Source organism: Pseudomonas sp. LB3P81, from assembly GCF_054897965.1.
Map to the genome: position 1 here is coordinate 5559215 of NZ_JBUBVG010000001.1, position 20221 is coordinate 5579435.

Here is a 20221-nt window from a genome sequence, read left to right on the forward strand (position 1 = left end):
ATCCTCACTGAGCCGCGACGGCGGGCGTGTTGAGCAACACGATCGCAGCGGTCACCAGCATGTTGACGAGGGTCAGCGGCAGGCAGAACTTCCAGCTGAAATCCATCACTTGGTCATACCGTGGGCGCGGAATCGAGGCGCGCAGCAGGATGAAGATCATGATGAAGAACGCGGTTTTCAGCGCGAACCAGATGAACGGGATCTGCGGCAGAATACCGAACGGACCGTGCCAGCCACCGAAGAACAAGGTCACCAGCAGCGCCGAAATCAGCACGATGCCGATGTACTCACCGACGAAGAACATGCCCCATTTCATGCCGGCGTATTCAATGTGGTAACCGTCGGCCAGTTCCTGCTCCGCTTCCGGCTGGTCGAACGGGTGACGGTGAGTCACGGCGACGCCGGCGATGAAGAAGGTCAGGAAACCGAAGATCTGCGGAATGATGAACCACAGGTTCTGGGCTTGATAGTCAACGATGTCGCGCATGTTGAACGAGCCGGCCTGGATCACGATGCCCATCAGCGACAGGCCCATGAACACTTCGTACGACACGGTTTGCGCCGAGGCCCGCAAGCTGCCCAGCAGGGCGAACTTGTTGTTGCTCGACCAGCCGGCGAACAGCACCGCGTAGACCGACAGACCCGCCATGGCGAAGAAGAACAGAATGCCGATGTTCAGGTCCGCCACGCCCCAGGTCGGGGTGATCGGGATGATCGCGAAGGCAATCAGCAGGGCGCTCATCGCCACGACCGGTGCCAGGGTGAAGATCATCTTGTCGGCGAACGGTGGCGTCCAGTCTTCCTTGAAGAACATCTTGATCATGTCGGCCGCGATCTGGAACGCGCCGAACGGGCCGACGCGGTTCGGACCGTAACGGTCCTGCCAGAGGGCGAGCAAACGACGCTCGACCCAGCTCAGCAACGCGCCGCAGACCACCACGGCGAGCAGAATCACGATGGCCTGGATGACCGAGATGATCACGTCGATCACTTCAGGAGTGAACCAAGTCATAGCGCTGCCTCCTGCAGACCGTCAACGGATTTGCCAAAGATCGCTGGCGGAATGCCCGCGATACCGGCCGGCAATGCGACCAGACCGGCACCCAGCTCTTCGTTGATGCGCAGCGGCAGACGCAGGGTCTGGCCAGCGACGTTCAAGCTCAGCATGGCGCCGTCATTGACACCCAGACGATCGGCTTCGGACTTGGCCAGCGCCACGTAAGCAGCCGGGATACGTTCCTGAACCGGTGCGGCTTTCGAAGAGTTCTCTTCGCTGCCGAGCAGGTGGAAGAACGGCACGACCTGCCAGGTGCCCGGCGCCGGGTTGAACGCACGCGGAACAGCAGCGAACCAGTTCAGCGAGTCACCGCTGCTTTCGATCAGGCGGGTGCCTGGGTCGCCAGCGCGGATGTGACCACCGACTTCGTCCTGGAACTTGTTCCAGGCTTGCGGCGAGTTCCAGCCCGGAGACCAGGCGAATGGCACTTGCTGACGCGGTTCGGCCGAGCCCGAGTAACCTTCCATCGAGAAGTTGAACGCGGTGTCGTTGTCTTGCGGAGTACGCGGTTCGTGCACGTTGATGTCGGCACGCATGGCGGTACGACCCGAGTAACGCAGCGGTTCACGGGCCAGTTTCATGCCCTTGATGCGGAATGCGGCGGACGGAGCGGCATCGACGATGCGCGCCAGTTGCGGCGTGCTCGAAGCCACGGCAGCGGTGACGTGGTCCAGTTGGGTCCAGTCGATCGGCTGGTTCAGCAAGGTTGAGCGCAGGGCATGCAGCCAGCGCCAGCCTTCGTGAACCAGGATGCTCGCGTCCATGTACTTCGGATCAAAGACCTGGAAGAAGCGCTGGGCGCGGCCTTCCTGGCTGACCAGCGTACCGTCGCCTTCAGCGAAGCTGGCGGCTGGCAGGACCAGGTGCGCGCGATCGCTGGTGGCGGTTTTCTGATGGTCCGCCACGATCACCGCTTTCGCGGCGTTCAGGGCAGCATCGACACGGGCTTTGTCAGTGCGGGTGTACAGATCGTTTTCCAGCACGACGATGGCGTCGGCACGGCCGTCGATGACCGCTTGCAGTGCTGCGTCGACCGATTCGCCACCGAGCATGGCCAGGCCGAGGCTGTTGGCCTCTGGCACGATCAGGCTGATGGAGCCGTTCTTCTCGCGCAGCTTCAGGGCTTTGGCGATGTTCGCGGCGGCTTCGATCAGCGCCTTGGAACCCAGCGAGGTGCCGGCAATGATCAGTGGACGCTTGGCCGCGAGCAGGGCGTCGGCAATGCGCTTGGCCAGCTCGAGGGCTTCGGCGTCGAGGCCTTCAACTGCAGGAGCGCTGGCGTCGAGGGCGTGAGCCACGGCGAAACCGATGCGGGCCAGGTCGTCCGGAGCGGCGTGAACGCACTCTTCGGCGATGTCGTCGAGCTTGGTTTCAGCCAGGCTGGCGATGAACAGCGGGTTCAATTCATGCTGACCGATGTTCTTCACGGCGGCGTCGAGCCAAGGCTGAACACGCATGGCGTCGGCCATGTCTTCGGCCTTGCCTTTGACCGATTGACGCAGGGACAGCGCCATACGGGCGGCAGTCTGGGTCAGGTCTTCCCCGAGGACGAAGATCGCATCGTGATCTTCGATGTCGCGCATGTTCGGGATCGGCAGCGGGCTGTCTTTCAGCACCTGCATGACCAGACGAATGCGCTCCAGCTCGGCGGCTTCGATACCGGAGTAGAAGTGCTCGGCACCCACCAGTTCGCGCAACGCGTAGTTGCTTTCGAGGCTGGCGCGGGGCGAACCGATACCGACGATGTTGCGACCGCGCAGCAGGTCAGCGGCTTTATCCAGCGCTTCGTCGAGGCCCAGTTTGGTGCCGTTGGCCAGCAGTGGCTGACGCGGGCGGTCTTCGCGGTTGACGTAGCCATAGCCGAAACGGCCACGGTCGCACAGGAAGTACTGGTTGACCGAACCGTTGAAACGGTTTTCGATCCGACGCAGTTCACCGTAACGTTCGCCCGGGGAAATGTTGCAACCGCTGGAGCAGCCATGGCAGATGCTCGGCGAGAACTGCATGTCCCACTTGCGGTTGTAGCGCTCGGAGTGAGTCTTGTCGGTGAACACACCGGTCGGGCAGACCTCGGTGAGGTTGCCGGAGAACTCGCTTTCCAGCACGCCGTCTTCAACGCGACCGAAGTACACGTTGTCGTGGGCGCCGAACACACCGAGGTCGGTGCCACCAGCGTAATCCTTATAGAAGCGCACGCAGCGGTAGCAAGCGATGCAGCGGTTCATTTCGTGGGAAATGAACGGGCCCAGTTGCTGGTTCTGGTGAGTACGCTTGGTGAAGCGATAACGGCGCTCGTTGTGACCGGTCATCACGGTCATGTCTTGCAGGTGGCAGTGACCGCCTTCCTCACAGACCGGGCAGTCGTGCGGGTGGTTGGTCATCAGCCATTCAACGACGCTGGCGCGGAACACTTTCGCTTCTTCGTCGTCGATGGAGATCCAGCTGCCGTCGGTGGCGGGAGTCATGCACGACATGACGATCCGACCACGCTTGTCGTTCTCGTCGGTGTACTGCTTGACCGCGCACTGGCGGCAAGCGCCAACGCTGCCTAGGGCTGGGTGCCAGCAGAAATACGGGATATCGAGGCCTAGCGACAGACATGCCTGTAACAGGTTGTCTGCCCCATCGACTTCGAGCTCTTTGCCGTCTACGTGGATAGTGGCCATGGTTCAAAGTTCTTCGTTGGCCCGGTGTCAGCGGGCGTGGCTAATGGAATCTTGTTATTCGTCCGAATCCAAACAGCCCATAAAAGGCGTCATCGAACGAAAGGCGAAGGGCACGGACCCTTCGCCTTTTTAAAGCGTTAAGCGCCGACTACGATCGGCCTTGCCAGAGGCGGGACGACGGCGCTGGTGGGCGCGATGCCGGCTTCGAACTCTGGACGGAAGTATTTGATTGCGCTGCCCAACGGCTCCACGGCGCCCGGTGCGTGAGCACAGAAGGTCTTGCCTGGGCCGAGGAAACCGACCAGACCCAGCAGGGTCTCGATGTCGCCGGCTTGCCCTTCACCGTTCTCGATGGCGCGCAGCAGCTTGACGCTCCACGGCAAACCGTCACGGCACGGTGTGCAGAAACCGCACGACTCACGGGCGAAGAACTCTTCCATGTTGCGCAGCAGGGACACCATGTTGACGCTGTCGTCCACCGCCATGGCCAGGCCGGTACCCATACGGGTGCCCACTTTGGCAATGCCGCCGGCGTACATTTGTGCGTCGAGGTGTTCCGGCAACAGGAAACCGGTACCGGCGCCGCCTGGCTGCCAGCACTTGAGCTTGTAACCGTCGCGCATGCCGCCGGCGTAGTCTTCGAACAGCTCGCGACCGGTGACGCCGAACGGCAATTCCCACAGGCCCGGGTTCTTGACCTTGCCGGAGAAGCCCATGAGCTTGGTGCCCATGTCTTCGCTGCCTTCGCGGGCCAACGATTTGTACCAGTCCACGCCGTCGGCAATGATCGCCGGGACGTTGCACAGGGTTTCAACGTTGTTCACGCAAGTCGGCTTGCCCCACACGCCAACGGCGGCAGGGAAGGGCGGCTTGGAGCGCGGGTTGGCACGGCGGCCTTCCAGGGAGTTGATCAGAGCGGTTTCTTCACCGCAGATGTAACGCCCGGCGCCGGTGTGGACGAACAGTTCGAAATCGAAGCCGCTGCCCAGGATGTTCTTGCCCAGCAGGCCGGCTGCTTTGGCTTCTTCCACGGCACGGTTGAGGTGCTTGGCGGCGGTGGTGTACTCGCCACGCAGGAAGATGTAGCCACGGTAGGTTTTCAGCGCGCGGGCACTGATCAGCATGCCTTCGATCAGCAGATGGGGCAGTTGCTCCATCAGCATGCGGTCTTTCCAGGTGTTCGGCTCCATTTCATCCGCGTTGCACAGCAGGTAGCGGATGTTGATGGATTCGTCTTTCGGCATCAGGCCCCACTTAACGCCCGTGGGGAAGCCTGCACCGCCGCGACCTTTGAGGCCGGCGTCTTTCACGGTCTGGACGATGTCGTCCTGAGCCATGTCGGCGAAGGCCTTGCGCGCAGCGGCGTAGCCGTTCTTGGCCTGGTACTCGTCGAGCCAGACAGCTTCGCCGTCGTCACGCAGACGCCAGGTCAACGGATGAGTCTCGGCCGAACGCTTGATGCGGTTGGCAGGACCGAAGGAAGTCAGGGTCATACGTAGCCCTCGAGCAATTTGGCAACGCCGGCAGGCTGCACATCACCGAAAGTGTCGTCGTCGATCATCAACGCCGGCGCCTTGTCGCAGTTGCCGAGGCAGCAGACCGGCAGCAGGGTGAAACGACCGTCGGCGGTGGTCTGACCCAGGCCGATGCCCAGCTTGCTCTGGATTTCGCCGACCACGGACTCGTGGCCGCCGATGTAGCAGACCATGCTGTCGCAGACGCGAATGATGTGACGGCCGACCGGCTGACGGAAGATCTGGCTATAGAAAGTAGCCACGCCTTCAACGTCGCTCGCCGGAATGCCGAGGATCTCGCCGATGGCGTAGAGCGCGCCGTCAGGCACCCAGCCACGTTCCTTCTGGACGATCTTCAGGGCTTCGATCGACGCCGCGCGCGGGTCTTCGTAGTGATGCAGCTCGTGCTCGATGGCCGAGCGCTCGGTTTCACTCAGGGTGAAACGGTCTGTCTGGATAAGCGTGTTGTTCATGCTTAGCGGTCCACGTCGGCCATAACGAAATCGATACTACCCAGGTACGCGATCAAGTCCGCGACCATGCTGCCTTTGATCACCGAGGGGATCTGCTGCAGGTGCGGGAAGCTTGGGGTGCGAATCCGGGTGCGGTAGCTCATGGTGCCGCCATCGCTCGTCAGGTAATAACTGTTGATGCCCTTGGTCGCTTCAATCATCTGGAAGGATTCGTTGGCCGGCATGACCGGGCCCCACGAAACTTGCAGGAAGTGCGTGATCAGGGTCTCGATGTGTTGCAGCGTGCGCTCTTTCGGCGGCGGCGTGGTCAGCGGGTGATCCGCCTTGTACGGGCCTTCCGGCATGTTGCGCATGCACTGGTCGATGATCTTGATGCTCTGGCGCATTTCTTCGACGCGCACGATGCAACGATCGTAGGCATCGCCATTGGCGGCCAGCGGCACTTCGAATTCGAAGTTCTCGTAACCGGAATACGGGCGCGCTTTACGCAGGTCGAAGTCGCAACCGGTCGAACGCAGGCCGGCACCGGTGACACCCCATTCCAGGGCCTCTTTGGTGTTGTAGTCGGCGACGCCGATGGTCCGGCCACGCAGGATGCTGTTGTCCAGGGCGGCTTTCTGGTATTCGTCCAGACGCTTGGGCATCCACTCGACGAAATCCTTGACCAGCTTTTCCCAGCCGCGCGGCAGGTCGTGGGCGACGCCACCGATGCGGTACCAGGCCGGGTGCAGACGGAAACCGGTGATGGCTTCGATCACGGTGTAGGCACGCTGACGGTCGGTGAAGGTGAAGAACACCGGGGTCATGGCGCCGACGTCCTGGATGTAGGTACCCAGGAACAGCAGGTGGCTGGTGATCCGGAAGAACTCGGCCATCATGATGCGGATGACGTCGACCTTCTCCGGCACCTTGATGCCGGCCAGCTTCTCGACCGAGAGCACGTACGGCAGGTTGTTCATCACGCCGCCGAGGTAGTCGATACGGTCGGTGTACGGGATGAAGCTGTGCCAGGACTGACGCTCGGCCATCTTCTCGGCACCACGGTGGTGGTAACCAACGTCCGGTACGCAATCGACGATCTCTTCACCGTCCAGCTGCAGGATGATGCGGAACGCACCGTGCGCGGAAGGGTGGTTGGGACCGAGGTTGAGGAACATGTAGTCCTCGTTCGCACCAGAACGCTTCATGCCCCAGTCTTCAGGCTTGAAGCGCGCGGCTTCTTCCTCAAGCTGTTGCTTGGCCAGGTTCAGGGTGAACGGGTCGAACTCGGTGGCACGGGCCGGGAAGTCCTTGCGCAACGGGTGACCTTCCCAGGTCGGCGGCATCATGATGCGGGTCAGGTGCGGGTGGCCGGCAAAGTCGATGCCGTACATGTCCCATACTTCACGCTCGTACCAGTTGGCGTTCGGCCAGATCCCGGTGACGGTCGGCACGCTGAGGTCGCTCTCGGACAAGGCGACCTTGATCATCACGTCACTATTACGTTCGATCGACATCAAGTGATAGAACACGGTGAAGTCGACGCCGTTCGGCAGCCCTTGACGCTTGGTGCGCAGACGCTCGTCCACGCCGTGCAGGTCATAAAGCATGACGTACGGCTTGGGCAGGTTACGCAGGAAGGTCATTACTTCGACGAGTTTGGCACGCGCAACCCAAAGCACCGGCATGCCGGTGCGGGTAGGCTGGGCGGTGAACGCCTCGGGGCCAAAACGGTTGTTCAGTTCGACGACCACATCCTGGTCGTCTGCCTTATAAGGCGGGATGTACAGAGCACTGCCTGTAGTCATGGTTATTTTATCGCTTTCGGTCAACGTAAAGAATGAAGCCAGTTTTTCGTTTCTTTGAAACAGCAGAACTGGATCAGACTTCGTCGGGGCTGCGCAGGTTGGTGACTGCGATACGCTGTTCGCGGCGCTTTTCCTTTTCGGAAGGCATCTCGGCGCGATAAACGCCTTGATCACCAACGACCCAGGAAAGTGGACGACGCTCCTGGCCAATCGACTCCTGCAAAAGCATCAAGCCTTGCAGAAAAGCTTCAGGGCGGGGCGGGCAGCCAGGCACGTAGACGTCCACGGGCAGGAACTTGTCCACCCCTTGAACGACAGAGTAGATGTCGTACATGCCACCGGAGTTGGCGCATGAACCCATGGAAATAACCCATTTAGGCTCGAGCATTTGCTCGTAGAGACGCTGAATGATCGGCGCCATCTTGATGAAGCAGGTACCGGCGATAACCATGAAATCCGCCTGGCGCGGCGATGCCCGGATAACCTCGGCGCCAAAGCGCGCGATGTCGTGGGGCGCCGTGAAGGCGGTGGTCATTTCCACGTAGCAGCACGAAAGACCGAAGTTATACGGCCACAGGGAGTTCTTGCGCCCCCAGTTGATCGTGCCGTTAAGCACGTCTTCGAGCTTGCCCATGAAGATGTTTTTGTGGACTTGATCTTCTAACGGATCGGAAACGGTTTCCCGTTCGCCAATCGGATACTGCTCGTTAGGAGCATCGGGGTCGATCCTGGTGAGATTGTATTGCATTGCCAAAGCCTCATTGTTTCAGCTTCGCTTGCCGCTTACGACGAGCTTCAGGAGCCCAGTCAAGGGCGCCCACTCGGAATAGGTAGACAAGGCCTGCCAACAGAATTGCTATGAAAACGAGAGCTTCGACGAATCCGGTCCAGCCGCTTTCGCGGACGGACACAGACCAGGCAAAGAGAAAAAGGGCTTCGATATCGAAGATCACGAAGAGCATCGCGACCAGATAGAATTTGGCTGAGAGCCGCAAGCGGGCGCCACCTGTAGGTAGCATGCCGGATTCGAACGGTTCATTTTTGCTGCGGCCCCAGGCTTTTGACCCGAGGAGGCTGGAAACACCGAGCATGAAGGCGCAAAGGCCGACAACGCCCAGAAGGAAAATGGCAAAGCCCCAGTTGTGGGCCATGAGTCCTGTCGCTTCGGGCATGCTGGTAATCCTTGACAGAGAGCAAAGGTCTCTGAGCTTGAAAAAGAAACAACGCAGTGACGATATGTCGCAGCAATCAATCCCGCTGATTTTATGGCTAAACACCGTGCAAGTAAAATTCAGATAGCGAAATTATTTAGCGGAATAAGGACATAGCGCACCTCCAAAGCCACGCAGCCCATGCGTTGCGGGCATTAGCCGGGTTTTCATCAATATTGTTTTGTAGAGAATGTAACGAACATAGTTGCTGCTAAATGATAATCAATATTGTTTGTCTTGGTTTTTAAACTGTTTAACGGGTGGGGGAGTGGGAAGTTGTCTTTTATGCGCGTTACTGCAAGTAGCGGCAATGCACGTTTTAGCTCGTTTTTCTGATCGCGATACCGCTCTGGATCAATGTTTTTCCACAGAGTCACCACCGGACCCCTGTGGGAGCGGTATTTATGAAATCGCAGGCAAAAAAACGCCCCGAACCAGTCGGGGCGTCAGATGTGCGGCGTTGCGGTTGTTTTTTATCCGGTCCGCAACGGCCGTTTGTTCAGGTGAATCAGATCAGTGGAACTGTTCTTCTTCAGTCGAACCGGTCAGTGCGGTTACCGAAGACGAGCCGCCCTGGATCACGGTGGTCATGTCGTCGAAGTAGCCGGTGCCCACTTCCTGCTGGTGAGCCACGAAGGTGTAACCCTTGGCAGCGTCGGCGAATTCCTGCTCTTGCAGCTTCACGTAGGCAGTCATGTCGTTGCGGGCGTAGTCGTGCGCCAGGTTGAACATGCTGTGCCACATGTTGTGAATGCCGGCCAGGGTGATGAACTGGTGCTTGTAGCCCATGGCGGACAGTTCGCGCTGGAACTTGGCGATGGTCGCGTCGTCCAGGTTTTTCTTCCAGTTGAAGGAAGGCGAGCAGTTGTACGACAGCAGTTGGTCCGGGTATTCCTTTTTGATCGCTTCAGCGAAGCGACGAGCCTCGTCCAGATCCGGCTTGGCGGTTTCGCACCAGATCAGGTCGGCGTACGGAGCGTAAGCCAGGCCGCGAGCGATCGCCTGGTCCAGGCCGGCGCGCACTTTGTAGAAGCCTTCCTGGGTGCGTTCGCCAGTCACGAATGGCTGGTCGTACGGGTCGCAGTCGGAAGTCAGCAGGTCAGCTGCGTTGGCGTCGGTACGGGCCAGGATGATGGTCGGTGTACCGGCAACGTCAGCTGCCAGACGGGCAGCGGTCAGCTTCTGCACAGCTTCCTGGGTAGGAACCAGTACTTTGCCGCCCATGTGGCCGCATTTTTTCACGGAAGCCAGTTGGTCTTCGAAGTGAACGCCGGCGGCGCCTGCTTCGATCATGCTCTTCATCAGCTCGTAAGCGTTCAGTACGCCGCCGAAACCGGCTTCAGCGTCAGCCACGATCGGTGCGAAGTAGTCGATGTAGCCTTCGTCGCCCGGGTTCTTGCCGGCTTTCCACTGGATCTGGTCGGCACGACGGAACGAGTTGTTGATGCGCTTGACCACGGTTGGAACGGAGTCCACCGGGTACAGCGACTGATCCGGGTACATCGATTCGGCGGAGTTGTTGTCCGCAGCCACTTGCCAGCCCGACAGGTAGATCGCCTGGATACCGGCTTTGACTTGTTGTACAGCCTGGCCGCCGGTCAGGGCGCCCATGCAGTTGACGAAATCTTTCTCGGGACGGAAGGACGGCTTGGCACCCTGGGTCACCAGGTTCCAGAGCTTCTCGGCGCCCATTTTTGCAAAGGTGTGCTCAGGTTGAACCGAGCCACGCAGGCGGACGACGTCAGCAGCGGAGTAAGCGCGTGTCACGCCTTTCCAGCGTGGGTTTTCAGCCCAGTCTTTTTCGAGGGCTGCAATTTGCTGTTCGCGTGTCAGTGCCATGGAGATAAACCTCGTCGCGTCTTTACGGAAAGTTGTTCTGCGGTGAAAAATTCATGCGCTCGCTGACCAGAAGCTTAGGCGGTCAAGTCGGATTCGGCGGGATTGGCGACGGGATGAACGATGGGCTCGAGGGGAAGTGAGCAGGTAAGGGCGAACTGGCGAGCGCATTCGGGCGTCGTGGGCCTTTATACGAACTTCAGTGTGATGCCGGTTTACCTAAATACGCTTCCGTCCCTCGGGACAACTTCGTTCCAGTCGGCAATCTCGTCAAACACACCTTGTGGGCGGTACAGACACGAAGCGGCTCGCAGAGTGGGTGCGAACGTCGCCTCGAAGGCCCTTGCCAGGGCCCCTGATTAGCGGGAGCGAGGCCATCATGCCTTCGCTTTTTTGACTCGTCAAACGTTTTGTAGTGCTTTTTTTCAAGCACTACATCTTTGGTCTTATACGACTAGTCAGTCAGTTTTTGATGCTTTAGTCCAAAGTGTCGACTTTCACCCGCAGGGTCATGTCATCCCGGCCCTGAGTCGAGTAGCTGCGGGTCAGGGCCTGTTTGTCGGCCTGAGTCTGGCGATTCACGCCGGCCAGGGTGATCCATTCCCCAAGGCGTCCGGTGACGGTTGTGTCGGTGCTTTGCACGTTCACTACATCGGCACGTTCCTGGCTCATGCGGTCACGGTTGGTGCTGATCGACAGGTGAACGATGTCGCCGGTGACGCTGGCGGTGACATAGAAACCCTGGGTGACGTTGCGGTACTCGGTCTGGCTGCGCGGATCGCCATAGGGATCGATCTGCGTGCTGGTCAGCGGCACGCTCTGGCCGACCTGGATCAGCGCCGGTGCGCCTTCGCTGGCCTGGACTTGCTGAATGCCACCGTCACGGCTTTCGGTGCTGCGATTGATGATTCGGGTCTGGCTCGGTTTGGCGCCATTGACCGAATAACCCTGGTCGCCCTGGAAGTTGTTTTCGTTGGTGTCGACGGTAATCAGCAGGCGCTTTGGCTGGGTATCGAGTTGGGCGATCAGGGCTTTAAGTTCGTCGATCTTGCGCTGATCGGCATTGACGATCAGCTGGTTGCCGTAAGCGCTGACCCGGCCATCCTTGCCGATGAAATCCTGGGCCATCGGCAGCATGTCGGCGCTAGTGTGGTAGTTCAGCGGCACGATCTCGGTGGCGGCCATGACCGAAAAACTGCAGGTCAGCAGCAGCGTGGTGAGCAGGGTGCGTAGGGACATTTCCGATATCTCCGACTTCTTGATGTCTTGATATGTAGGAGCGAGCCGCTCGCGATGGACGTGAGAGCGCAGAGGGGTGTCAGGCCTCCAGCGTTATCGTTGACGACCATCGCGAGCAATCGAGCGTCGACCGGCTGCTCCTACAGGTGATCTGATATTGCCAGTTTGTCGGCCCGGCGTGGGGCAAGTTGAATCGTAGACAGCAAAACGCCCCGGCATCGGTCGATGACGGGGCGTTTTGTGGTGTGCTTTCAGGCGTTTGTGGCGAGGGGATTTATCCCCGTTGGGTCGCGAAGCGGCCCCAAAACCTCAATCACAGTGCATTAGGTGCACCGCATGTCTCGGCGACTGCTTCGCAGCCGAACGGGGATAAATCCCCTCGCCACAAGGTCTTAGGCGGAGTGACGCACCATGTCCACATGCGGAATCCCGGCTTCCAGGAACTCCTCACTGACCAGGCTGAAGCCCAGGCGCTCATAGAACGCAGTGGCCTGCACCTGCGCGCTCAGCATCTGCTGCTGCAGTCCGCGCTGCTCGGCTTCGCCGATCGCCGCCTGCATCAGCGCATCGCCCACCTTCAGGCCGCGCCAGTCCTTCAACACCGAAACCCGGCCGATATGCCCATCGGGCAACAGGCGGGCGGTGCCAATCGGAAAGTCGCTTTCGAAGGCCAGGAAATGCACTGCTGTTGCGTCATCTGCATCCCATTCCAGTTCAGGCGGAACGGATTGCTCGGCGATGAACACCGTCTCACGAATGCGCCGGATCTCGGCGTTGTCCTTTTGCCAGTCTGCGACACGTACGTGAATTTTACTCATCGGCAAACCCCAGGCTTCCTTGCTTGACCAGTTCGCACAGCAGGCCGCGACCGTCTTCGTCGCTCAGCCACTCGCCGAGGTTGTCGATGTGCAGCGCGTCGGCGGCGCAGATCATTTTCAGCAGGTCGCGCAGTTTGCCCGGCAGGTAACGGCTCTGGCCGCTGGCGAACAGCAGCAGGTCGTCATCGACTTCGGACCAGGCCAGGCGCGCGCTCGGGTTGCGAATCAGCACGGCGCCTTGCTCAAGGCTGGCGAGCAGGTCGTCTTCTTCGATTTCTTCCGGGCCGACCACCAGTTCCGGGTAGCGCGGTTCAGTCATGTACTGGCCGAACCAGGTCAGCAGCAGACGCTCGTCGCTCATGTGCTCGGCCAGCAGGCTTTTAAGGCGATCAAGGGCATCGTGCTGGATCTGATGCGGATCGACCGCCGGCAGGGCATCGGCGTCGGTGTAACGCTCTTCGTCCGTGAGGAACTGGCTGAGGAAGTCGGTGAAGTGGGTCAGCACTTCAGCGGCGCTTGGTGCGCGGAAACCTACCGAATAGGTCATGCAGTCATCGACGGCCACGCCCCAGTGCGCCAGGCGCGGTGGCAAGTAGAGCATGTCGCCGGGTTCCAGAACCCATTCTTCAGTAGCGTCGAAATCAGCGAGGATGCGCAGGTCCGCGTGTTGCATCAGCGGGCTCTCGGAGTTGCACATCTGGCCGATTTTCCAGTTGCGCTTGCCGTGACCCTGCAACAGGAACACATCGTAGTTATCGAAGTGTGGACCAACACTGCCACCCGGAGCGGCGAAGCTGATCATTACGTCGTCGACGCGCCAGCTCGGCAGGAAGCGAAAATGTTCCAGCAATTCGCTGACTTCCGGCACGAACTGGTCAACGGCTTGAACCAGCAGAGTCCACTCGGTTTCTGGCAACTTGCTGAATTCGTCTTCGGCAAACGGGCCGCGGCGCAGTTCCCAAGGGCGCTCACCGTGCTCGATCAGCAGGCGCGATTCGACTTCTTCTTCCAGCGCCAGGCCGGCCAGTTCGTCGGCGTCGATAGGGCTTTCGAAATCGGGAATTGCCTGGCGGATCAGCAGCGGTTTTTTCTGCCAGTAGTCACGCAGGAATTCGCGCGCCGTGATGCCGCCCAGAAGTTGAAGAGGAATATCAGGATTCATGTGTAACCTATTGAAAAAAAGCACTTTTCAGACGGGAATAAAAACGCCCGGCGCTGCCGGGCGTCTCAAACGGGTAAAACGGTCGATCAGATGCGCTTGGCTTGCTCTACAGCGTTGCCGATGTAGTTCGCCGGGGTGAGCAATTTCAGCTCGGCCTTGGCGGCGGCAGGCATGTCCAGGCCGTCGATGAAAGTTTGCAGCGCTTCAGGGCTGATGCCCTTGCCGCGTGTCAACTCTTTCAGTTTCTCGTACGGGTTTTCGATGTTGTAGCGACGCATCACGGTCTGGATCGGCTCGGCCAATACTTCCCAGCAAGCGTCGAGGTCAGCAGCGATCTTCTGAGCGTTGAGCTCCAGTTTGCTGATGCCTTTGAGGCTGGCTTCGTACGCGATCACGCTGTGGGCGAAGCCGACACCGAGGTTGCGCAGAACGGTGGAGTCGGTCAGGTCGCGCTGCCAGCGGGAGATCGGCAGCTTGCTCGCCAGGTGCTGGAACAGTGCGTTAGCGATACCCAGGTTGCCTTCGGAGTTTTCGAAGTCGATCGGGTTGACCTTGTGCGGCATGGTCGACGAACCGATTTCGCCAGCGATGGTGCGCTGTTTGAAATAACCCAGGGAAATGTAGCCCCAGATGTCGCGGTCGAAGTCGATCAGGATGGTGTTGAAGCGGGCGATCGCGTCGAACAGCTCTGCGATGTAGTCGTGCGGTTCGATCTGCGTAGTGTATGGGTTGAAGCCCAGGCCCAGCTCGTCTTCGATGAAGGCTCGGGCGTTTTCTTCCCAGTCGATCTCAGGGTAGGCCGACAGGTGAGCGTTGTAGTTGCCGACAGCGCCGTTGATCTTGCCCAGCAGCGGAACGGCAGCGACCTGAGCGATTTGACGCTCCAGACGGTACACCACGTTCGCCAGCTCTTTGCCCAGGGTGGTCGGCGAGGCCGGTTGACCGTGGGTGCGCGACAGCATTGGCACGTCGGCGAAGCGGATGGCCAGTTCACGAATGGCTTCGGCGGTCTGGCGCATCAGCGGCAGCATCACGTCATCACGGCCTTCGCGCAGCATCAGGGCGTGGGACAGGTTGTTGATGTCTTCGCTGGTGCAGGCAAAGTGGATGAATTCGCTGACGGCAGCCAGTTCCGGCAGCTTGGCCGCTTGCTCTTTGAGCAGGTATTCGATGGCTTTGACGTCGTGGTTGGTGGTGCGCTCGATCTCTTTGACACGCTCGGCGTGCTCCAGAGAGAAGTTTTCCGCCAGGGTGTTCAGCACAGCGTTGGCTTCGGCGGAGAACGCCGGTACTTCGCTGATGGCAGGGTGAGCGGCCAGGCGCTGGAGCCAGCGCACTTCAACCAGAACGCGAGCACGGATCAGGCCGTATTCGCTGAAAATTGGGCGCAGGGCCTGGGTTTTGCCGGCGTAGCGGCCGTCAACAGGGGAAACCGCAGTGAGCGAAGAAAGCTGCATGGGGTGTTCTCGGACAGTCGGGCAACGAAATGGGGCGCGTATCATACATGAAAAAATCCGCTGGTCCGTTGCCAACTGACCAGCGTATTACGCGTTACTGACTACAAAGCGGTGTTGCGGGCGCGGTTCAGCTGCTGCGCATCAGCGGGTAAAGCTCTTTGAGCAACTTGCGACGGCTGACCACCAACTGCCAGCGATGACCGCCCAACTGCCGCCACAGGCGTGCCGAACGAATCCCCGCCAGCAACAGCGCGCGGATCTTCGACGCGTTGCTCGGTTGCTGCAGATTGCGCATGTCGCCGTGGACCTGAATCCGTTGGCGCAAAGTGCTCAGCGTGTCTTGATATAGCGCACCGCACGCCGCGATCACATTTTCGTGGGCCGGGCCGAAGTGCTCGACCTGAGACTGGATCTGCGGCAGGCGCTTGCCGATCACGTCGAGCATGTCGCCGCGTTTGGCCAGTTGGCGCTCCAGCCCCAGCATCGCCAGGGCGTAGCGCAACGGTTCGCGCTGAAGGGTGCTTGGGTCGCGTTCGAGGGCGCCAATCAGGGCGCGATAGCCTTCGCGCAAGTTGATGTCGTCGCCGCCGTAGACTTCCAGCGTGTCCTTGGGGTCGCGAATCAGCAGGCTGCCGAGCATGCAGGTCAAGCCGGCTTCGGTGGTCTGGCCGGTCTTGGCGATCTTGTCGACCAGCACGGCAGCGAGAAACACCCCGCCGAGGGCCGTCAGTTGCTCCTGAGTGGGGCTCATTGCTGCTCGCCTTGAAGAGTGCCTTTGCTCGTCCACGGTTCCGCCACTTCGATCACGCCGCCGCCGAGGCAGATTTCACCGTCGTAGAACACCACGGACTGACCCGGGGTGACCGCGCGTTGCGGGTCATCGAAGGTCGCGCGGTAACCGGTAGCGGTCTTTTCCAGCGTGCACGGCTGGTCGCTCTGGCGATAACGAACTTTGGCGGTCAGCTTACGCGGCTCGCTCAGGTCGACCGGGTTGACCCAATAGATGTCCGAGGCGAGCAGGGCGCGGGAGAACAGGTACGGATGGTCATTGCCCTGGCCAACGATCAGTTCGTTGTGTTCCAGGTCCTTGATCAGCACATACCACGGCTCGTCGCTGGCGTCTTTCAAACCGCCGATGCCCAGGCCCTGGCGCTGGCCGATGGTGTGGTACATCAAGCCGTGGTGACGGCCGATGACTTCACCTTCGGTGGTCTTGATTTCGCCTGGCTGAGCCGGCAGGTATTGCTTGAGGAAATCGCTGAAGCGGCGCTCGCCGATAAAGCAGATCCCGGTGGAATCCTTTTTCTTCGCGGTCGCCAGTTCGTATTTCTCGGCAATCGCACGTACCTGGGGTTTTTCCAGCTCGCCGACCGGGAACAGCGTCTTGGCGATCTGTTCGCCGCCAACCGCGTGCAGGAAGTAGCTCTGGTCCTTGTTCGGGTCCAGGCCCTTGAGCAATTCGGTGCGGCCATCAATGTCGCGGCGGCGCACGTAGTGACCGGTGGCGATCAGGTCGGCGCCAAGCACCATGGCGTAGTCGAGGAACGCCTTGAACTTGATCTCGCGGTTGCACAGGATGTCCGGGTTTGGCGTGCGACCGGCCTTGTATTCGGCCAGGAAGTGCTCGAACACGTTGTCCCAGTACTCGGCGGCGAAGTTGGCGGTGTGCAGCTTGATGCCAATCTTGTCGCACACAGCCTGGGCGTCCGCCAGGTCATCCATGGCGGTGCAGTATTCCGTTCCATCGTCTTCTTCCCAGTTCTTCATGAACAGGCCTTCCACCTCGTAACCCTGCTCGATCAGCAGGAGGGCGGAAACGGAAGAGTCCACGCCGCCGGACATGCCGACAATGACGCGCTTCTTTTGTGTGTCAGAAGGGGCTGGATCACGCATAGGGATTCAATGAGTGTCTTGAAAAAGGACGCGATTCTAGCAGGCCGAAGCCCGCAAGGCTAAAGAGAAGGGCGGATCAGTTCGAGACCGAAGTGTTTGCCGTCCAGATAATCATCGATACAGCGGATGATCAGCTCACTGCGCCAGTTTGCGCGTTGTGCCAGCAGTTCGTCACGTGTCAGCCACTTTGCGCCGACGATCCCGTCGTCCAGTGGGTAATTGGCGTGATGCTTGAGAGGTTTTGCAGTGAAGCAGACTCGCTGATAAGTCACGCCGTTGCTCGGGGCGGTGTAGAGGTAAATGCCCACCACGCCGGTCGGCTCGACGTCCCAGCCGGTTTCTTCGAGGGTTTCGCGTACGGCGGCTTCGATCAGGGTTTCGTCCGGGTCGAGGTGGCCGGCGGGCTGATTGAGCACCGTTCGTCCGTGCTTGGTTTCTTCGACCATTAGAAAGCGACCGTTGTCTTCGACGATGGTGGCGACGGTGATGTGGGGTAGCCAATCCATGGGATTTCCTCAAATTCAGGGGTTCAAAGATTTCAATGTGGAAACCGGCCCCTGTGGGAGCGAGCCTGCTCGCGAAAGCGGTAGGTCAGTCACATCAATGTTGAATGATATATCGCTTTCGCGAGCAGGCTCGCTCCCACAGGGTCGGGTTTCGGCAGGTAAAATTGTGTTGAGGCCAGAAACACAAACCCCGGCACATGGCCGGGGTTTGTGATGTTCCCTTACAACCTTAAACCAACGCAGCGATCGCGGCGTTGAAAGTGTTGCTCGGGCGCATGGCCTTGCTGATCAGCTCGGCATTGGCGTGGTAGTAACCGCCGATGTCCACTGGCTTGCCCTGAACGGCATTGAGCTCGGCAACGATGGTTGCTTCGTTCTCGGTCAGGGTTTTTGCCAGCTCGCCGAACTGCGCTTGCAGTGCGGCATCTTCAGTCTGGGCGGCCAGGGCCTGAGCCCAGTACAGCGCCAGGTAGAAGTGGCTGCCGCGGTTGTCGATGTTGCCGACTTTGCGCGATGGCGACTTGTTGTTGTCCAGGAACTGGCCGGTGGCCTGATCCAGGGTCTTGGCCAAAACCAGAGCTTTAGGGTTGTTGTAAGTAACACCCAGATGCTCAAGGGAAGCGGCCAGAGCCAGGAACTCGCCCAGGGAATCCCAGCGCAGGAAGTTCTCTTCCAGCAGCTGCTGAACGTGCTTCGGTGCCGAACCGCCAGCGCCGGTTTCGAACAGACCGCCGCCATTCATCAGCGGAACGATCGACAGCATCTTGGCGCTGGTGCCCAGTTCCATGATCGGGAACAGGTCGGTCAGGTAGTCGCGCAATACGTTGCCGGTCACCGAGATGGTGTCCTTGCCTTCGCGAGTGCGGCCCAGGGTGAACGCCATCGCGTCAACCGGCGACATGATGCGGATGTCCAGGCCCGAGGTGTCGTGATCCTTCAGGTAAGCCTGAACTTTCTCGATCACTACGCCGTCGTGAGCGCGCATTGGGTCCAGCCAGAAAATCGCTGGTGTGCTGCTCGCGCGAGCGCGGTTGACGGCCAGTTTGACCCAGTCCTGGATCGGCGCGTCTTTGGTCTGGCACATGCGGAAGATGTCGCCGGCTTCAACCGACTGTTCCAGCAACAAGGCTCCTTTGCTGTCAGTAACGCGGACAACACCGTTGGTCTTGATCTGGAAAGTCTTGTCGTGCGAACCGTACTCTTCGGCTTTTTTCGCCATCAGGCCAACGTTTGGCACGCTGCCCATGGTGGTTGGATCGAAAGCGCCGTGCTTCTTGCAGTCTTCGATCACCGCCTGGTAGATGGTGGCGTAGCAGCGATCCGGGATCACAGCCTTGGTGTCGTGCAACTGACCGTCAGTGCCCCACATCTTGCCGGAGTCACGGATCATCGCCGGCATCGAGGCGTCGACGATCACGTCGCTCGGCACGTGCAGGTTGGTGATGCCTTTGTCGGAGTTGACCATCGCCAGCGAAGGACGAACGGCGTAGACCGCCTGGATGTCCGCTTCGATCTGCGCTTGTTGCTCGGCCGGCAGGGCCTTGATGCGAGCGTACAGGTCGCCGATGCCGTTGTTCAGGTTAAAGCCGATCTGGGCCAGCACGTCAGCGTGCTTGGCCAGTGCGTCTTTATAGAACTCGGCAACGATCTGGCCGAACATGATCGGGTCGGAGACCTTCATCATGGTGGCTTTCAGGTGAACCGACAGCAGCACACCCTTGGCCTTGGCGTCTTCGATCTCGGCAGCGATGAAGCTGCGCAGAGCGTTTTTGCTCATGACCGCGCAATCGAGGATCTCACCGGCTTGCACGGTGGTCTTTTCTTTCAGGACGGTGGTGGTGCCGTCCTGAGCGATCAGTTCGATTTTGACGGCGTCAGCGGCGTCGATCAGGGCAGCTTTTTCGCTGCCGTAGAAATCACCGGTGCTCATGTGCGCGACGTGGGACTTGGAGTCCGCAGCCCAGGCGCCCATTTTGTGCGGGTGCTTGCGTGCGTAGTTCTTGACCGACAGCGGTGCGCGACGATCGGAGTTGCCTTCGCGCAGAACCGGGTTCACGGCGCTGCCCTTGATTTTGTCGTAACGCGACTTGGCTTCTTTGTCGGCGTCGCTGGTCACGGTTTCCGGGTAGTCCGGCAGTGCGAAGCCCTGGGCTTGCAGCTCTTTGATCGCGGCCTGCAGTTGCGGAACCGAAGCACTGATGTTCGGCAGCTTGATGATGTTGGCTTCAGGCGTAACGGCCAGGTCGCCCAGTTCGGCGAGGTGGTCGGCTACGGCTTTGTCACCCAATTGCTCGGGGAAGCTGGCCAGGATGCGCCCTGCAAGAGAGATATCGCGGGTTTCAACGGCGATATCAGCCGAAGCGGTGAACGCTTCTACGATAGGCAACAGTGAATAGGTGGCGAGGGCCGGGGCTTCGTCGGTGAAGGTATAGATGATCTTCGAGCGGGTGGGCATATTCGGATTAACTCTCTCTTCTTTGCTAAAGCGTGCGCAGAAACTCGAGGGGCGCCGGTAAGCGCGTTCGTTCAAAGTCATCCATGAGCCGAATGTCGAGATTTGTGCGCGGTAGATGTTGGGGCAGTCGAGCGTCAAGCGTATGGG

At 59.8% G+C, this 20221-nt stretch carries 17 protein-coding genes; all 17 read right to left on the bottom strand.

Annotation, left to right across the window (positions count from 1 at the left end; genetic code table 11):
- Positions 1–4: 4 nt before the first annotated feature.
- The 17 genes from nuoH to ACYZTL_RS25920 all read right to left on the bottom strand — a co-directional run bounded on the left by nuoH (position 5) and on the right by ACYZTL_RS25920 (position 20074).
- The gene (gene nuoH, locus ACYZTL_RS25840; protein WP_461954113.1) at positions 5–1012 is read right to left on the bottom strand and encodes an NADH-quinone oxidoreductase subunit NuoH; all 1008 of its coding nucleotides are present in this window, start codon (positions 1010–1012) and stop codon (positions 5–7) included.
- A complete protein-coding gene (gene nuoG, locus ACYZTL_RS25845; RefSeq protein ID WP_461954114.1) occupies positions 1009–3723 on the bottom strand; it encodes an NADH-quinone oxidoreductase subunit NuoG in 2715 nt (904 codons plus the stop codon). Before nuoG ends, nuoH begins: the two co-directional genes overlap by 4 nt.
- 137 nt (positions 3724–3860) lie before the next feature.
- Positions 3861–5216, bottom strand: a complete 1356-nt coding sequence (gene nuoF, locus ACYZTL_RS25850) for an NADH-quinone oxidoreductase subunit NuoF (protein WP_461954115.1) — start codon at positions 5214–5216, stop codon at positions 3861–3863.
- On the bottom strand, positions 5213–5710 hold the full coding sequence (gene nuoE / locus ACYZTL_RS25855; RefSeq protein WP_461954116.1) for an NADH-quinone oxidoreductase subunit NuoE: 498 nt from the start codon (positions 5708–5710) through the stop codon (positions 5213–5215). The genes nuoF and nuoE overlap by 4 nt, the downstream gene beginning before the upstream one ends.
- Positions 5711–5712: 2 nt before the next feature.
- On the bottom strand, positions 5713–7497 hold the full coding sequence (nuoC, locus tag ACYZTL_RS25860) for an NADH-quinone oxidoreductase subunit C/D (RefSeq protein WP_461954117.1): 1785 nt from the start codon (positions 7495–7497) through the stop codon (positions 5713–5715).
- Between the two features lie 73 nt (positions 7498–7570).
- Positions 7571–8245 carry a NuoB/complex I 20 kDa subunit family protein gene (locus tag ACYZTL_RS25865; protein ID WP_007946424.1) on the bottom strand — a complete coding sequence of 225 codons (675 nt, stop codon included), beginning with the start codon at positions 8243–8245 and terminating at the stop codon, positions 7571–7573.
- 10 nt (positions 8246–8255) lie between these two features.
- On the bottom strand, positions 8256–8669 hold the full coding sequence (locus ACYZTL_RS25870) for an NADH-quinone oxidoreductase subunit A (protein ID WP_003223812.1): 414 nt from the start codon (positions 8667–8669) through the stop codon (positions 8256–8258).
- A gap of 209 nt (positions 8670–8878) precedes the next feature.
- Positions 8879–9085, bottom strand: a complete 207-nt coding sequence (locus ACYZTL_RS25875; protein ID WP_461954118.1) for a hypothetical protein — start codon at positions 9083–9085, stop codon at positions 8879–8881.
- Between the two features lie 136 nt (positions 9086–9221).
- Positions 9222–10547, bottom strand: a complete 1326-nt coding sequence (gene aceA, locus ACYZTL_RS25880; protein ID WP_461954119.1) for an isocitrate lyase — start codon at positions 10545–10547, stop codon at positions 9222–9224.
- Between the two features lie 474 nt (positions 10548–11021).
- Complete coding sequence (locus ACYZTL_RS25885; RefSeq protein ID WP_461954120.1) at positions 11022–11783, bottom strand: secretin N-terminal domain-containing protein; 762 nt, start codon at positions 11781–11783, stop codon at positions 11022–11024.
- A gap of 392 nt (positions 11784–12175) precedes the next feature.
- The gene (locus tag ACYZTL_RS25890; RefSeq protein WP_461954121.1) at positions 12176–12601 is read right to left on the bottom strand and encodes a GNAT family N-acetyltransferase; all 426 of its coding nucleotides are present in this window, start codon (positions 12599–12601) and stop codon (positions 12176–12178) included.
- Positions 12594–13763, bottom strand: a complete 1170-nt coding sequence (locus tag ACYZTL_RS25895; RefSeq protein ID WP_461954122.1) for a ribosomal protein uL16 3-hydroxylase — start codon at positions 13761–13763, stop codon at positions 12594–12596. The genes ACYZTL_RS25890 and ACYZTL_RS25895 overlap by 8 nt, the downstream gene beginning before the upstream one ends.
- 86 nt (positions 13764–13849) lie before the next feature.
- Positions 13850–15220 (bottom strand): adenylosuccinate lyase, encoded by a 1371-nt coding sequence (gene purB, locus ACYZTL_RS25900; protein ID WP_017339599.1) that lies wholly within the window; start codon positions 15218–15220, stop codon positions 13850–13852.
- Between the two features lie 127 nt (positions 15221–15347).
- Positions 15348–15971: a high frequency lysogenization protein HflD gene (gene hflD, locus ACYZTL_RS25905; protein ID WP_017339598.1), complete on the bottom strand. Its 624-nt coding sequence runs from the start codon at positions 15969–15971 to the stop codon at positions 15348–15350.
- The gene (gene mnmA, locus ACYZTL_RS25910) at positions 15968–17113 is read right to left on the bottom strand and encodes a tRNA 2-thiouridine(34) synthase MnmA (protein ID WP_461954123.1); all 1146 of its coding nucleotides are present in this window, start codon (positions 17111–17113) and stop codon (positions 15968–15970) included. The genes hflD and mnmA overlap by 4 nt, the downstream gene beginning before the upstream one ends.
- A gap of 59 nt (positions 17114–17172) precedes the next feature.
- The gene (locus tag ACYZTL_RS25915; protein ID WP_461954124.1) at positions 17173–17619 is read right to left on the bottom strand and encodes an NUDIX hydrolase; all 447 of its coding nucleotides are present in this window, start codon (positions 17617–17619) and stop codon (positions 17173–17175) included.
- A 229-nt stretch (positions 17620–17848) separates the two neighbouring features.
- Complete coding sequence (locus ACYZTL_RS25920) at positions 17849–20074, bottom strand: NADP-dependent isocitrate dehydrogenase (protein ID WP_461954125.1); 2226 nt, start codon at positions 20072–20074, stop codon at positions 17849–17851.
- Positions 20075–20221: the final 147 nt, after the last annotated feature.

Bases quoted from the DNA above. Each gene is read 5' to 3' on its own strand.
- ACYZTL_RS25895 (WP_461954122.1), bottom strand. From the start codon at position 13,763: ATGAATCCTGATATTCCTCTTCAACTTCTGGGCGGCATCACGGCGCGC.
- ACYZTL_RS25865 (WP_007946424.1), bottom strand. From the start codon at position 8,245: ATGCAATACAATCTCACCAGGATCGACCCCGATGCTCCTAACGAGCAG.
- nuoF (WP_461954115.1), bottom strand. From the start codon at position 5,216: ATGACCCTGACTTCCTTCGGTCCTGCCAACCGCATCAAGCGTTCGGCC.
- nuoE (WP_461954116.1), bottom strand. From the start codon at position 5,710: ATGAACAACACGCTTATCCAGACAGACCGTTTCACCCTGAGTGAAACC.
- nuoG (WP_461954114.1), bottom strand. From the start codon at position 3,723: ATGGCCACTATCCACGTAGACGGCAAAGAGCTCGAAGTCGATGGGGCA.
- ACYZTL_RS25885 (WP_461954120.1), bottom strand. From the start codon at position 11,783: ATGTCCCTACGCACCCTGCTCACCACGCTGCTGCTGACCTGCAGTTTT.
- nuoH (WP_461954113.1), bottom strand. From the start codon at position 1,012: ATGACTTGGTTCACTCCTGAAGTGATCGACGTGATCATCTCGGTCATC.
- aceA (WP_461954119.1), bottom strand. From the start codon at position 10,547: ATGGCACTGACACGCGAACAGCAAATTGCAGCCCTCGAAAAAGACTGG.
- hflD (WP_017339598.1), bottom strand. From the start codon at position 15,971: ATGAGCCCCACTCAGGAGCAACTGACGGCCCTCGGCGGGGTGTTTCTC.
- purB (WP_017339599.1), bottom strand. From the start codon at position 15,220: ATGCAGCTTTCTTCGCTCACTGCGGTTTCCCCTGTTGACGGCCGCTAC.
- nuoC (WP_461954117.1), bottom strand. From the start codon at position 7,497: ATGACTACAGGCAGTGCTCTGTACATCCCGCCTTATAAGGCAGACGAC.
- ACYZTL_RS25920 (WP_461954125.1), bottom strand. From the start codon at position 20,074: ATGCCCACCCGCTCGAAGATCATCTATACCTTCACCGACGAAGCCCCG.
- ACYZTL_RS25890 (WP_461954121.1), bottom strand. From the start codon at position 12,601: ATGAGTAAAATTCACGTACGTGTCGCAGACTGGCAAAAGGACAACGCC.
- mnmA (WP_461954123.1), bottom strand. From the start codon at position 17,113: ATGCGTGATCCAGCCCCTTCTGACACACAAAAGAAGCGCGTCATTGTC.
- ACYZTL_RS25870 (WP_003223812.1), bottom strand. From the start codon at position 8,669: ATGCCCGAAGCGACAGGACTCATGGCCCACAACTGGGGCTTTGCCATT.
- ACYZTL_RS25915 (WP_461954124.1), bottom strand. From the start codon at position 17,619: ATGGATTGGCTACCCCACATCACCGTCGCCACCATCGTCGAAGACAAC.